The 14,355-nt window shown below is 67.8% G+C and carries 6 protein-coding genes; 1 reads left to right on the forward strand and 5 read right to left on the reverse strand.

Annotation, left to right across the window (positions count from 1 at the left end; all coding sequences use genetic code 11):
* Positions 1-205: 205 nt before the first annotated feature.
* From OXS31_RS22015 to OXS31_RS22035, 5 genes are all read right to left on the reverse strand, one after another.
* Positions 206-1,147 carry a diguanylate cyclase gene (locus OXS31_RS22015; RefSeq protein WP_027601031.1) on the reverse strand — a complete coding sequence of 314 codons (942 nt, stop codon included), beginning with the start codon at positions 1,145-1,147 and terminating at the stop codon, positions 206-208.
* The gene (locus tag OXS31_RS22020) at positions 1,144-5,997 is read right to left on the reverse strand and encodes a PAS domain S-box protein (RefSeq protein ID WP_267402050.1); all 4,854 of its coding nucleotides are present in this window, start codon (positions 5,995-5,997) and stop codon (positions 1,144-1,146) included. Before OXS31_RS22020 ends, OXS31_RS22015 begins: the two co-directional genes overlap by 4 nt.
* 344 nt (positions 5,998-6,341) lie before the next feature.
* Positions 6,342-8,231, reverse strand: a complete 1,890-nt coding sequence (locus OXS31_RS22025) for a methyl-accepting chemotaxis protein (RefSeq protein ID WP_027601033.1) — start codon at positions 8,229-8,231, stop codon at positions 6,342-6,344.
* A gap of 118 nt (positions 8,232-8,349) precedes the next feature.
* Complete coding sequence (locus tag OXS31_RS22030) at positions 8,350-10,242, reverse strand: methyl-accepting chemotaxis protein (protein WP_074584783.1); 1,893 nt, start codon at positions 10,240-10,242, stop codon at positions 8,350-8,352.
* Positions 10,243-10,425: 183 nt separating this feature from the next.
* A complete protein-coding gene (locus OXS31_RS22035; RefSeq protein WP_081347979.1) occupies positions 10,426-11,376 on the reverse strand; it encodes an AEC family transporter in 951 nt (316 codons plus the stop codon).
* 324 nt (positions 11,377-11,700) lie between these two features.
* Here OXS31_RS22035 and OXS31_RS22040 point away from each other — a divergent pair, with 324 nt between their 5' ends.
* Complete coding sequence (locus OXS31_RS22040) at positions 11,701-14,133, forward strand: glucose/quinate/shikimate family membrane-bound PQQ-dependent dehydrogenase (protein WP_108582913.1); 2,433 nt, start codon at positions 11,701-11,703, stop codon at positions 14,131-14,133.
* The last annotated feature ends 222 nt before the right edge of the window (positions 14,134-14,355 follow it).

Genomic DNA, 14,355 nt, shown 5'->3' on the forward strand with positions numbered 1-14,355 from the left:
CAATTTTGCCGGCGCTTTTTGTCCTTGGACGTCGTTGCCCCTCCTCGCCATAGCCCTGCTATGACTCGTCCCGGCGCCTCGCCCAAGAACAAAAATCACTCGCCAATTCTTGCGCGAACTTCTGAAACACCACACTGGACCACGAAGAAAGCCCGGACCTCTGTTACCCGGCATTACCCGAGCGGGTGCTTCGGCACCCCTCGCCTCAGCCGGCCAGTTCCGCGGCGCAGACCCGGGCGCGGCCCTGGTGCTTGGCCGCATAGAGCTGGGCATCGGCGGCGGTGATCAGGGCGGCCGGATCGACGGCGGTGGGCGGCAGCGCCGTGGCCACGCCTAGACTCAGGGTGACGTAACCGGTCACCGAGGAATAGCCATGGGTCAGGCGCTGGTCGCGCACCTGCTGCAGCAGGCGTTCGGCGACCTGGGTGGCGCCTTCCAGGTCGGTGCCCGGCAGCAGGCAGCCGAATTCCTCGCCACCATAGCGCGCCAGCAGGTCGTAGGGGCGGAACAGCCCCTGCCCCAGTGCCTGGGCCACCTGGCGCAGGCACTGGTCGCCGGCCAGGTGGCCATAGTGATCGTTGTAGGCCTTGAAGTGATCGATATCCATGAGAATCAGCGAAAAGGGCGTGCCTTCGCGCTGGCTCTGGCGCCAGCCGCGCAGCAAGGCCTCATCGAACTGGCGACGATTGGCGACGCCGGTGAGGCCGTCGACCAGGGCGATGCTGCGCAGGGCGTCGCGCTGCGCCTTGAGGGTCAGCTGGGTGCGCACCCGGGCGCGGACGATGACCGGATTGATCGGCTTGCTGATGAAATCCACCGCGCCCAGCTCCAGGCCGGTCACCTCTTCATCGGGGCCCTCCTGGCCGGTGACGAAGATCACCGGGATGGCGGCGGTGGCCGGATCGGCCTGCAACCGGCGCAGGACCTCGTGACCGTCGAGCTGAGGCATCATCACGTCGAGCAGGATCAGGTCCGGCTGCTGGGTCAGGGCCAGTTGCAGGGCCTGGGCGCCGCTGGTGGCCATCAGCGTCTCGCAATCCTGGCGAAAGAGTTCGTGGAGGATGCGGATGTTCAGCGGTTGGTCGTCGACGATCAGCAGTTTGGGTTTGCTGCGCCGTCCGGCGGCCTCGGCGGTCGGCGGAGTCATAGGGCTTCCTTCAGGTCAGGCAGGGTGGTGAGCGCCGCCGCGAAGTCGAGGGTCTCGACCTGGGCGCGCAAGAGGTCGTAGCGCACCTGGGCTTCGGCGCGGCAGTGCACGGGCAGCTCGGCGATCAGCGCCAGGGCGTCGAGATTGCCCTGGCTGAGCAACTCTTCGAGTTCGTCCAGGCGTGCGCGCCAGTCGACCTGGGTGTCGGTGGGGGTGGCGGCTGTGGCTTCGGCAATGACGGGCGGCGGCAGAACCTCGGCCAGGGCGCCGCGCAATTCGCCGAGGGCCTCGTCGAGCAGTTGTCGCAGGGTCGTCAACTCCACCGCCACCTCCATGGGGACACCCGCTCCGGCCTTGCCGGCGCGTTCGCCCTCGGCGGCGCGCGCGGCCAGGCGCTGGGCACCCATGGTGCCGGCGCTGCCCTTGAGGGAGTGTAGTACCGCCACCGCCGCCTCGCTGTCGGTGGTATGCCAGGCCTGGGCGAGCCTTTCCAGCAGGCCGGCGGAATCCTCGGCGAAGCGTTCCAGCAGCGAGCCGAACAACCGGGCATCGCCGCCGAAGCGGCGCAGGACGATGCTCAGGGGTTCCACCTGGCGATCCTCGACGACCGGGGCGGCAGCGGGCGCGACGCTCACCTCCTGGCCGGTCAGGCGCCGCAGACGGGCGACCAGCAATTCCAGGTCGATGGGCTTGCCGATATGGTCGTCCATGCCGGCGGCCAGGCAGGCGTCGCGATCGGTGTGGGAGGCGTTGGCGGTCATCGCCAGGATCGGCAGGGTGCGGAAGCGCCCGTCGGCGCGGATGCGGCGGGTGGCTTCCAGGCCGTCGATGTCGGGCATCTGCATGTCCATGATGACCACGTCCAGCGGCCCGCCCGAGAGCACCCGCTCGACGCCTTCCAGGCCACCCTCGGCCAGTTCCACCTGGGCGCCCTGGGCCAGCAGCAGCTCGGCGGCCACCTGGCGGTTGAGGGCATTGTCTTCCACCACCAGCAGGCGCAGGCCGGCCAGGCGATGGCTTTCGTCGACCACCGCGGCGGCGTGCACGCCGGCCGGGATCTCCGCGCCCAGGGCGCGCTCCACCACCTCGACGATCTGCGCCGGGGTCACCGGCTTGGTCAGGTAGTCGTCGAAGGGTGCGTCGTCGCTCTGCTGGGCCTCGGTAAGGAAGTCGCGGCCGAAGCCGGTGAGCATGATGACCTTGGGGCGGTTGTCGGCCTGCCGCTCGCGCAACTGCCGGGCCGCCAGCAGGCCATCGCCGTCGGGCATGCGCCAGTCCATCAGCACCGCCTCATAGGGCTGTGCCTGCTGCTGGGCCTGGGCGACCCGCGCCAGGGCGGCGGCGCCGCTGGTGACCAGATCCACCTGCCAGCCGAGGGCCGCCAGGGTCTCCACCAGCACCTCGCCGACCAGGGTGTTGTCGTCGGCCAGCAGCACCCGTCGGCGTACCGGCGCCAGCTGGGCCTCGCCCTGACTATCCACCGCCAGGGCGGCATCGAACCAGAAGCGGCTGCCCACGCCCAGTTCGCTTTCCACCTGCAGCTGGCCATCCATCAGCTCCACCAGGCGCTTGCAGATGGCCAGGCCCAGCCCGGTGCCACCGAAGCGCCGGCTGATCGACGCCTCGGCCTGGGTGAAGCCCTGGAACAGCTGTTCCTGCTGGGCCGGACTGATACCGATGCCGGTGTCCTGCACCGAGAATTCCAGGCGCAGCTGACCGTCCGCTCGCGACAGCTGGCGCACGCTGACCAGCACCTGTCCCGCTTCGGTGAACTTGAGGGCGTTGCCGGCCAGGTTGATGAGGATCTGCTGCAGGCGCAGGCTGTCGCCGATCAGGGCGGTGGGCAGCCCGGCATCCAGGTGGTAGTTGATCTCGACGTTCTTCTCGCCGCTGTTGCCGGAAAGCACCACGCCCAGATTGCGCAGCACCTGCTCCAGGCTGAAGGGATGGACATCCAGCTGCAGCTTGCCGGCTTCGATCTTGGAGTAGTCGAGCACGTCGTTGAGCAGCCCCAGCAGCGAGCGCGCCGCCTGCTGGGCCTTGGTCAGGTAGTCGCCCTGGCGCGCGTCGAGCGCGGTGCGTTGCAGCAGCTGCAGCATGCCCAGCACGGCATTCATCGGCGTGCGGATCTCGTGGCTCATGTTGGCCAGGAAGGACGACTTGGCCTGGCTCGCCAGGTCGGCGCGGGTGCGCTCCTCGCGCAGCCGGTGCTCCAGCTCCAGCTGTTCGGTGATGTCGCGGTTGATGCCCACCACCCGCAGCACCCGACCGCGCGGATCCCGTTCGGTGCGGGCGCCGGCGATGATGTGGCGCAGCGAGCCGTCCTGGCGGCGCACGCGGAACACCGGATCGAACACCGCGCGCCCGGCCATGGCCGCGCCCAGGCGCTCTTCGGCGCTGGCCAGATCGTCGGGGTGCACGCGGCAGCGCCAGTCGTTGTAGGTGATGCCCTGGGCGCGCTGGGTCTCGGTCCACTCGTAGAGTTCGAACATCCGGTCGTTGCACTGCACCTGGCCGGTGTCGGGCTGCCAGCACCAGATGCCCAGCTGGGCGACGTCGGCGGCCATGGTCAACTGGTCGCGGGCCTGCAGCAGCGCCTGGCGCTGGCGGCTCTGCTCGGTGATGTCGGCGATGATGGCCACCGCCAGGCGCTCGCCGTCGGTCCACATCACCCCCAGGCTCAGGGTGAGGGGGAAGACGCTGCCATCCGCGCGGCGCCCTTCCATCTCCTGGCCCTGCGGGCTGGCCTGGTCGTCGGGGATCTCCTGCGGGCAGCTGAACAGCGCTTCGTAGCCGGCCAGGTAGCCGGGGATCAGCCGGCGGACCGGTTGCCCCACCACCTCGGCGGCGCGATAGCCGAAGATGCGCTCGCCGGCCGGGTTGAAGGAGCGCACCAGGCCCTGGCTGTCGACGGTGACGATGGGGCTGACCGCGGTGTCCAGGATCGCCCGGGTCAGGGCCAGGCTGGCCGCCAGCTCCTGCTCGGCGGCCTTGCGTTCGGTGACGTCCGAGGCGATGCCCAGGTAGCCGCTGATCTGCCCGCCGGCGTCGCGCATGGTGGTCACCACCAGGCTGACGTCGCGGTGCTCGCCGTCGCGGCGGACGAAGGTCCACTCGCGGGCGTCGGCGCCGGTGCGCTCGGAGCGCTCCACCAGCACGCGAAAGCCGGCGACCGGCAGGCCGTACTCGGCTTCCAGGGCCGCACCCTGGGTGGCCAGTTCTTCCGGCAGATGGAGGTCACTGGCGTGCCAGCGCCCCACCACCTCCTCGGCGCGATAGCCGAGCAGCCGCTCGGCGCCCTCGTTGAACAGGGTGATCAGGCCGTCGCGGTCGGTGGCGATGATGCCCACCTCGGAGGCCGCGCGCAGCACGTCGCCGAGCAGGCGGTTGGTCTGGCTGAGTTCGGCGGTGCGCTGGGCCACCTGCTCTTCCAGGCGGGCGTTGAGCGCCAGGATCTCGGCCTGGGCGGCCTTCTGCAGCGAGATGTCACGCACCGTCTTGGAGGCGCCGACCACTCGGCCGTCACGGCCACGCATGGGCGAGACGCTGACCAGCACATCGATCAGGTGACCGTCGCGGTGCTGGCGACGGGTCTCGAAGTGCGGCACCGGCTCGCCTCGGCCGATGCGTTCGAGTACCCACCACTCCTCGTGTTCCAGCTCGGTGGGCACCACCAGATCGAGCAGGCGCTGGCCCACGGCTTCGCTGGCCGGATAGCCGAACAGCTCTTCCGCCGCGTGGTTCCAGCTCAGTACCACGCCGTTGAGGTCCTTGCTGATGATGCCGTCGGAGGAGCTTTCCACCACCGCGGTGAGGTTGGCCTGGTCCTGCTGATACTGGCGCCGCCGCTGGCGCGTGGTCAGCACGGCGAAGGTGAGGCCGGCAGCCAGCAGGCTGACCAGTTTGCCGACCAGATGGACCAGCGGCACCGAAACCAGGTGCTGGGCGGCGACGAAGGTCGGGGTGGCGGTGAATGCCAGCTGCCATTGCCGGCCATAGACCTCCTGCACCAGTCGCCGCTCGGACAGCCCTTCGGCCTCCTGCTCGTCCTCGCCCTGGCGATAGAACAGGCTGGGTGCCTCGGGAACGGTCACGTCGCTCAGGCGGATGATGACGCCGGGGATGTTCAGGCGCAGGCTGCCGAACATTTCCTCGATGCTCAGGGGCACATAGGACCACCCCAGGGTTGCCGCCTCGCGGGCGGCCGGCTCGACCGGAGGGCGTCCGCCCTGGTAGATCGGCAGCAGCATCAGAAAGCCGGGCTCCGGCGGCGAGGAGGCCTGCAGCTGCAACGGACCGGTGAGGTGGATGTCGGCGTGCCGCATGGACAGCACGGCGGCCTCGCGGCGGATGGGATCGGACGCCGCGTCCATGCCGATGGCCTTCAGATTGCGCCAGGCGGGTTCCAGGTACTGGACGACATAGCGATCGCCTGCGTGAGGGACGAAGGGATGGATGGTGAACTCGGGCGCGCCATCGGCACGGGCCTTGGCGAGAAAGGCGGCCTCCTCGCCCTCAGGCACGCGGCGGATGAAGCCGACGCCGCGGGCACCGCGAAACTCCTGGCCCAGGTCGTGGACCCGCCCGTAATCGCCGAGCAGCTCGCGCGACAGACCGCCCCCGGCGACCACCACCACATCGCGCATGCCGATCAGGCTGTATTCGTAGATGCGCAGCCGGTCCAGCACCTGATCGCGAACGTCGTCGGCGACGTCGTCGAGGGCGCTGCGCACCTGCTGATCGTTGCGCTCGGTCAGATGGCGCATGGTCAGGCTGGTCAGCAGGACGCCGAACAGAAAGACGCCGAGACTCCAGCGTACGCGAGAGGATTTGCACAGCCTGCTGAACATGGAGCCCCTGGTGGCAAAAGGTGCCACGCCGTTGGTTAGGCGATGCCAGGAGCGGGAAGCGCGAACGGAACGGGGCCTCCACCAGACCTGGCGGTAACAGCTAGCCCATCGGCGGGAAAAAAGGCTTTCTTGATACCGCGGATCGGCCACCGGGCTGAAGCGCAGCGGCGGGTGCGTGCAAAGCGGCAGTCCAGAGCAAGTTCACGCGCTAATTAGTTTTACTGTTTCTGACGAGCGGTCGAGGAAAGGTCGGCATTCACGCAAGTCTTCCTGACCTTCCGGACAGCAAAAAGGGAGAGCCGACCTGACGTCGACTCTCCCTTTTCGAGGACTTGTCGCGCGGACTAGATGCGGAAGCCGCCCACCAACCGCTGCAGACGACCGGCTTCGGCCTCCAGGGCGGTACAGGCCGCCAGGGTGGCCTGGAGGTTGTCGACGCCCTGCTGATTCAGCAGGTTGATCTCGCTGATGTCCATGTTCAGGGTCTCCACCACCGAGGTCTGCTCCTCGGTCGCCGTCGCGACGGACTGGTTCTGGCCGTCGATCTCGCCGATGCGCTCGGTCACGCTGCCCAGCCGCTCGCCGGCGCTCTTGGCCACCTGCATGCTGTGGGCGCTCTGCCGCTGGCTTTCCTGCATCAGGGCCACGGCGTCGCGCGAGCCGGTCTGCAGCTCTTCGATCATCTGCTGGATCTGCTGCGCCGAACTCTGGGTACGGCTGGCCAGGGAACGTACCTCATCGGCTACCACGGCGAAGCCACGCCCGGCCTCACCGGCCCGCGCGGCCTCGATGGCGGCGTTGAGCGCCAGCAGGTTGGTCTGCTCGGAGATGCCGCGGATGACTTCGAGGATCTGGCCGATGTTGGCGGTCTTGCCGTTGAGCGCTTCGATATGCTCGCAACTGGTGCCGATCTTGCTCGACAGTGCCTGCATGGCGTGCAGGGCTTCGTCGAGCACCTCGCGGCCCTCTTCGCCCTGGGCGCGCGCCGTGCTGGCCTCGCCGGAGGCATGGGCGGCATTGCGGGCGATTTCCTGGGCGGCGGCGCCCAGTTCGTTGATCGCCGCGGCCACGCTGGTGGTGCGCTGGGCCTGGAGGTCCGACTGCTGCATGGACGATTGCGAAGACTCCAGCACGCGCCGAGTGCTCTGATTCAGCTCGCCAGTGGTCTGGGCCACGTCACGGATCGAGGTGTGGATGCGCGCCACGAATTTGTTGAAGGCCTCGGCCAGGGCGCCGAATTCGTCCTGCGCCTGTACGGGCAGGCGGCGGGTCAGGTCGCCCTCGCCTTCGGCGATGTCGGCCATGGCGCGGGTCAGGTCATGCAGCGGGCGCAGCAGGACGCGGATCAGCAGCCCCAGCAGCAGGATGATGGCGATCACCGCCACCACGGTGGCGACGATGGCCAGGTTGCGGGCCTGGGTCACCGGGGCATAGGCCTTGGCCTGGTCGATGGACAGGCCTAGGTACCACTTGACCGAGGGCAAACCATTGACCGGGGTGAAGCTCACCAGGCGGTCGCTGCCATTCTGGGTGACGGCGTGCAGACCGGGCTGCAGGGATGGGGTCTGCTCGGGGAAGACGTCCTTGAGGGTCTTGAGCACCTGCTCGGGATGGCTGCTGACCAGCACCTTGCCGTCGCCGTCGACCAGGAAGGCTTCGCCGAGGCCGCCGACGTTGAGCGAGGTGATGATTTCCACCAGCGCCGAGAGGTTGAGGTCACCGGCCACCACGCCGGCCAGCTGGCCGTCACGCTGCAGCGGGGTAGCGATGGTCACGCCCAGCTGGCCGGAGGAGGCGAAGATATAGGGCGGGGTCAGCACCGTGGTGCCGGCGGCGGTGGCGGCCGCGTACCAGGGCCGCTTGCGCGGGTCGTAGCCGGCCGGCAGGCTGCGCAGCGGACGGGTGGTGTAGGTGCCGTCCACTTCGCCCAGGTAGGTGGAATCGAAGGTGCCAGTGTAGATCTTCTGGTCCAGCAGACCGACCAGGCCTTCGGGCGAACGATCGCGCGCCAGGGTCTGGGCTTCGCCTTCGATGAGCTTGACCCGCGCGTCCAGCCAGTAGGCGATGTTGCCGGCGGTGACCCGCCCGGTTTCCGCGAGGTTGGCACTCAGGCTCTGGTCGATGGCCTGGCGTTGCAGATAGGCATTGAAACCGGCGGAAGCGGCCAGCGCGGTGGTGATCACCAGCGCCGCGACCAGCAGGATCTTGTGACTGAATTTCAGGTGTCGCTTCATACAGGTCTGCGTCCGTAGCTAGGGAGCCATGCCGGATTCAGGGCATGGCTATCGCACTATTTATCGGGCATTACTCAGACTACTTGAGCGTAGCGGCGACCTATTGCAGCCAACCGCTCTAGATCCGGAAGCCGCCCACCAGGCGCTGCAGGCGACCGGCTTCGGCTTCCAGGGCGGTACAGGCCGCCAGGGTGGCCTGGAGGTTGTCGACACCCTGCTGGTTCAGCAGGTTGATCTCGCTGATGTCCATGTTCAGGGTCTCCACCACCGAGGTCTGCTCCTCGGTCGCGGTGGCCACCGACTGGTTCTGGCCGTCGATCTCGCCGATGCGCTCGGTCACGCTGCCCAGCCGCTCGCCGGCGCGCTTGGCCACCTGCATGCTGTGGGCGCTCTGCCGCTGGCTCTCCTGCATCAGCGCCACGGCGTCGCGCGAGCCGCTCTGCAGCTCCTCGATCATCTGCTGGATCTGCTGCGCCGAACTCTGGGTGCGGCTGGCCAGGGAACGCACCTCGTCGGCCACCACGGCGAAACCACGCCCGGCCTCACCGGCCCGCGCGGCCTCGATGGCGGCGTTGAGCGCCAGCAGGTTGGTCTGCTCGGAGATGCCTCGGATGACTTCGAGGATCTGGCCGATATTGGCGGTCTTGCCGTTGAGCGCTTCGATATGTTCGCAACTGGTGCCGATCTTGCTCGACAACGCCTGCATGGCGTGCAGGGCTTCGTCGAGCACCTCGCGACCCTCTTCGCCCTGGGCGCGCGCCGTGCTGGCCTCGCCGGAGGCATGGGCGGCATTGCGGGCGATCTCCTGGGCGGCGGCGCCCAGTTCGTTGATCGCCGCGGCCACGCTGGTGGTGCGCTGGGCCTGGATATCGGACTGCTGCATGGACGACTGCGAGGCCTCCAGCACCCGGCGGGTGCCCTGGTTGAGTTCGCCGGTGCTCTGGGCCACGTCGCGGATCGAGGTGTGGATGCGCGCCACGAAGTGGTTGAAGGCCTCGGCCAGGGCGCCGAATTCGTCGCGGGACTGCACCGGCAGGCGGCGGGTCAGATCGCCCTCGCCTTCGGCGATGTCGTCCATGGCGCGGGTCAGGTCGTGCAGCGGGCGCAGCAGGACGCGGATGAGGAAGCCCAGCAGCAGGATGATGGCGAACACCGCCACCAGGGTGGCGACGATGGCCAGGTTGCGCGCCTGGGTCACCGGGGCATAGGCCTTGGTCTGGTCGATGGACAGGGCCAGGTACCACTTGACCGAGGGCAGGCCCGCGACCGGGGTAAAGCTCACCAGCCGCTCGCTGCCGTTCTGCAGGACGTGATGGAAGCCCGGGGCCAGGGTCGGGGTCTGCTCCGGGAAGACCTCCTTGAGCGATTTCAGCACCTGGTCGGCGTGGCTGCTGACCAGGATCTTGCCGTCGCCGTCCACCAGGAAGGCTTCGCCCAGACCGCCGGCGTCCAGCGAGGTGATCATCTTCATCAGGCTGTCCATCACCAGGTCGCCGGCCACCACGCCGATCAGCTTGCCGTTCTGCAGGACCGGCGCGGCGATGGTGATGCACAGAAAGCTCTGCGGCGGCGCGGTCAGGTAGGGCTCGGTGAGGATGGGAGCGCCGGCGCTGACCGCGGCCTTGTACCAGTCGCGCTGGCGGGCATCGTAACCGGCCTCCATGGGGGTATGGGGGCGATCGGTGAAGGTGCCGTCGACCTCTCCCAGGTAGGTGGAATCGAAGTTGCTCGTGTACAGCTTCTCTTCCAGCAGGCCCACCACGTTGGCCGGGCTGCTGTCGCGGCTGAGCGCCTGGGCCTGGCTGTCGATCAGCTTGACCCGCGCGTCCAGCCAGTAGGCGATGTTGCCGGCGGTGATGCGGCCGATCTCGCCCAGCGAGGCTTCGAGACTCTGGGTGATGGCCTGGCGCTGCAGATAGGCGTTGAAGCTGGCGAAGCCGGCCAGGGCCAGGGTCACCACCAGGGCGGCCGCCAGCAGGATCTTGTGGCTGAATTGGAGCGAGCGTTTCATGGTTACCACACGTAAGACTTGGGGAGTGGGCGGCCGCTCTCCTCGCACATACTTATTGCGATAGGCATCGAGAGGGCAAAGCGACCGGGGACGGTCGAGGCCGCACTATTACGCATGAATCCGACTTTTAGCTGGCGCCAACCGATAAACGTTCTCACAACGCCGATGTCTGGGCGGCGTGCCCTACAGCAGGCTGAAACCTTTCAGCAGGAGCAGCCCCAGATTGGTGGTCAGCATCCCGCCCAGGGTGCTGAGCACCACGATGGTCGCTGCCAGCTGGGCATTGCTGCCGGCGGCGCGGGCCATGACGAAACTCGACGCCGCCGTCGGGCACCCGAGGTAGAGAAAGAGAATGCCCAGCGCCGGTCCCTGGATGCCCAGCGCCAGGGCGCCCAGCACGCCCAGCAGCGGAATCCAGACGATCTTCCACAGGCTGGCGCCCACCGCCAGACCGCTGCTCTCGCGCAGCGAGGCCAGCGACAGGGTGGCGCCGATGCACATCAGCGCCAGTGGCAGGGTGAGCCCGGCGAAATAGCGCGCCGAGGTGTCCAGCCAGCGCGGCAGTTGCCATTGGAAATAGGCGAAGGGAATCGCCAGCAGGATGCCGATGATCAGTGGATTGCCGAGGATGCTGCGCAGCAGGGTGCGCCAGTTGGCCTCCAGGTGCGGACTGTAGAGCGCCAGTACGATGGCCGAGAGCACGTTGTAGAAGAGGATGACCATGCCGGCCATGATCCCGCCCACCGACAGCCCATAGTCGCCGTACTGGGTCGCCGCCAGGGCCAGGCCAACGATGCCGCAGTTGCCGCGAAAGGCGCCCTGCACATAGACCCCGCGATCGGCATGGGGACAGCGCCAGATCGCCCAGCCCCAGGCGGCCAGGAAACTCACCACCGTGGCCAGGGCGAAATAGCCCAGCAGCAGCGGTTGCAGCGCCTCGCCGAGATCGGCCTTGAGAATGCCGAGAAACAGCAGGGTCGGCATGGTGGCGCGAAACACCAGGGCCGAGGCGGTGTTGATGAAGGGGGTGTCGATCCAGCCCAGCCGCTTGAGCACGCAGCCCAGCAGCACCAGGGCGAAGACCGGGGCGGTGACGTCGAAGGTCGCCTGGACCAGGGCAAGCACGTCGGACATGGCGGAAGGCATCGCGGAAACGGCTCGCGATGGTAGCAGGCACGACGCGCCACGGGGCCCTTCCTTCCGTCATCGCGAAGTGACATCAGTCAATGCTTAGCTTACTATCTACCCGCCCGATTCAGACGACGCCCCCGATCCATCCCCCGCTTCGCCTCAGCGCGACCGCTCTAACTTCCTGCCAGGGAAGCCGGCGAAGGGGTGGAACAATAAGACAGACAACAGGTTCAGACGTAGCAGACGACAGATCCGCATGCGGTTCCGATTTGCGATGTCGTCGATCGAGTCGAAGTCTCTTTTCACGATTGCATTGCGAGCGCTGCCATGACTGTCACTTCCAACGCGAGACCGGGAGGCCTGCCTGCCAGGTTACTCGGCATCCTGTTCATCCTCCTGGGCCTGGCCCTCTTGGGGCTGGGCATCAAACTGGCCACCCTCGGGGGCTCCCTGTACTACCTCGGCGGCGGCGTGCTGCTTGCCCTGAGTGGTTACCTGCTGTGCATCCGGCGGGCCAGCGGGGTCTGGGTCTATGCCTTCTTCCTGGTGATGTCCACCGCCTGGGCCGTACTGGAAGTCCAGTTCGACTGGTGGCAGCTGGTGCCGCGCCTGGCGCTCTGGTTCGTCCTTGGCCTGGTGCTCCTGATCCCGGTGTTCCGCCGTCCGCTGGACAGCCGCAGCGGCGGCCTGCCGCTGGTCGGCTCCCTGGTGATCGCTGCGGTCGTCGCCCTGGTCGCCCAGTTCGTCAACTACAACCGTCTGGACGGTGACCTGGGCCGCGACACCGCCGGCACCCAGAGCGCCGCGCCGACCGCCGCCGATGGCGACTGGCCGTCCTATGGCCGCACCGCCTTCGGTGATCGCTACTCGCCGCTCAAGCAGATCGACGTCAACAACGTGAAGGAGCTGCAACCGGCCTGGACCTTCCGTACCGGCGACATCCCCGGCCCGAACGATCCCCAGGAGACCACCGCGGAAAACACCCCGCTCAAGGTCAACGGCAAGCTCTATGTCTGCACGCCGCACAGCCAGGTGATCGCCGTGGATCCCGACAGCGGCAAGGAAATCTGGCGCTTCGATCCCAAGCTGAGCACCCAGCACGCCGACAGCTTCAAGGGCTGGGCGCACATGACCTGCCGCGGCGTGGCCTACCACGACGACGCCACCTATGCCGGCACCACCACCGCGGGCCAGAGCCCGGCCACCGGCAGTGCCGTCCCGGTCGACGAGCAGAGCACCCCGGCCGCCAGCAGCTGCCCGCGCCGCCTGTTCCTGCCCACCGCCGACACCCGCCTGATCGCCATCAACGCCGACACCGGCAAGGTGTGCAGCGACTTCGGCGACAACGGCCAGGTCGACCTGACCGCCAACATGGGCAGCTTCACGCCCGGCGGCTACTACTCCACCTCGCCGCCGGCGGTGACCCGCAACCTGGTGATCATCGGTGGCCACGTCACCGACAACGTCTCCACCGACGAGCCGTCCGGCGTGATCCGCGCCTACGACGTGCACACCGGCAAGCTGGTGTGGAACTGGGACAGCGGCAATCCGGACGCCACCGCGCCCATCGCCGCCGACGGCATCTACACCCGCAACTCGCCCAACATGTGGTCGATGATGGCCGTCGACGAAAAGGTCGGCATGGTCTATCTGCCCATGGGCAACCAGATGCCCGACCAGTGGGGCGGTGACCGTACCCCGGCCTCCGAGAAGTACAGCGCCGGCGTGGTCGCCCTCGACATCGCCACCGGCAAGGTGCGCTGGAACTACCAGTTCACCCACCATGACCTCTGGGACATGGACGTGGGCGGTCAGCCGACCCTGGTGGACATCAAGACCGAAGGCGGCGTGAAACCCGCGCTGATGGCTTCGACCAAGCAGGGCAGCATCTATGTGCTGGACCGCACCAACGGTCAGCCCATCTACCCGATCACCGAAACCCCGGTGCCCCAGGGCGCGGTGGAAGGCGACCACACCTCGCCGACCCAGCCGGTCTCCTCGATCAACCTGGCCGCGCCGACCCTCAAGGAAAGCGACATGTGGGGCGGTACGCCCTTCGACCAGGCGCTGTGCCGCATCGCCTTCCGCGAGCACCGCTACGAGGGCATCTACACCCCGCCGTCCACCCAGGGCTCGATCGTCTACCCGGGTAACTTCGGTGTGTTCGACTGGGGCGGCATCTCGGTCGATCCGGTACGCCAGATCGCCTTCCTGAATCCCAGCTACATGGCCTTCACCTCCAAGCTGGTACCGCGTGAAGAGATCGCCAACCAGCCGGCGCGCAAGAGCGAGACCGAGGGCATCCAGCCCAACAAGGGCGCGCCCTACGGCGTGATCCTGTCGGCCTTCCTGTCGCCCCTGGGCCTGCCCTGCCAGGCACCCGCCTGGGGCTATGTGGCGGGTCTCGACCTGACCACCGGCAAGCTGGTCTACAAGCACAAGAACGGCACCGTGCGCGACAACTCGCCGGTGCCGCTGCCCCTGCCCATGGGCGTGCCCAGCCTGGGCGGCACCGTCACCACCGCCGGTGGCGTGGCCTTCCTGAGCGGCACCCTGGACCAGTACCTGCGCGCCTATGACGTGAAGAACGGCAAGGAACTGTGGAAAGGCCGCCTGCCGGCCGGTGGCCAGACCACCCCCATGACCTACACCGGCAAGGACGGTCGCCAGTACGTGCTGGTCTATGCCGGCGGCCATGGCTCGCTGGGCACCAAGCAGGGCGACTACGTGATGGCCTTCGCCCTGCCCGAGAAGAAGTAAGGGCGCCCGCGCCCGAGCTCCCCTCTCCTCCGGGAGAGGGTCCGGGGCGAGGATGCTTCGAGCATTTTTGACATCCTGTTGGAATCCCCCTCGCCCCACCCCGAAATCCCGGCCCAGCCGGGATTTTTTTCGCCTGGGTTTTCTCCATAAAGCGGCAGGAGCGCTCTTCCCCCTCTCCCCCAGGGAGAGGGTCGGGGTGAGGGCAACCCCGGGCACCAGCGC

This window comes from Pseudomonas sp. GM_Psu_1, from assembly GCF_026544185.1.
In the GTDB taxonomy this organism is placed as follows: domain Bacteria; phylum Pseudomonadota; class Gammaproteobacteria; order Pseudomonadales; family Pseudomonadaceae; genus Chryseomonas; species Chryseomonas oryzihabitans.

Coding starts and splice junctions, on each gene's coding strand:
- OXS31_RS22035 (WP_081347979.1), bottom strand. CDS start 11,376: ATGTCCGACGTGCTTGCCCTGGTCCAGGCGACCTTCGACGTCACCGCC.
- OXS31_RS22040 (WP_108582913.1), top strand. CDS start 11,701: ATGACTGTCACTTCCAACGCGAGACCGGGAGGCCTGCCTGCCAGGTTA.
- OXS31_RS22030 (WP_074584783.1), bottom strand. CDS start 10,242: ATGAAACGCTCGCTCCAATTCAGCCACAAGATCCTGCTGGCGGCCGCC.
- OXS31_RS22025 (WP_027601033.1), bottom strand. CDS start 8,231: ATGAAGCGACACCTGAAATTCAGTCACAAGATCCTGCTGGTCGCGGCG.
- OXS31_RS22015 (WP_027601031.1), bottom strand. CDS start 1,147: ATGACTCCGCCGACCGCCGAGGCCGCCGGACGGCGCAGCAAACCCAAA.
- OXS31_RS22020 (WP_267402050.1), bottom strand. CDS start 5,997: ATGTTCAGCAGGCTGTGCAAATCCTCTCGCGTACGCTGGAGTCTCGGC.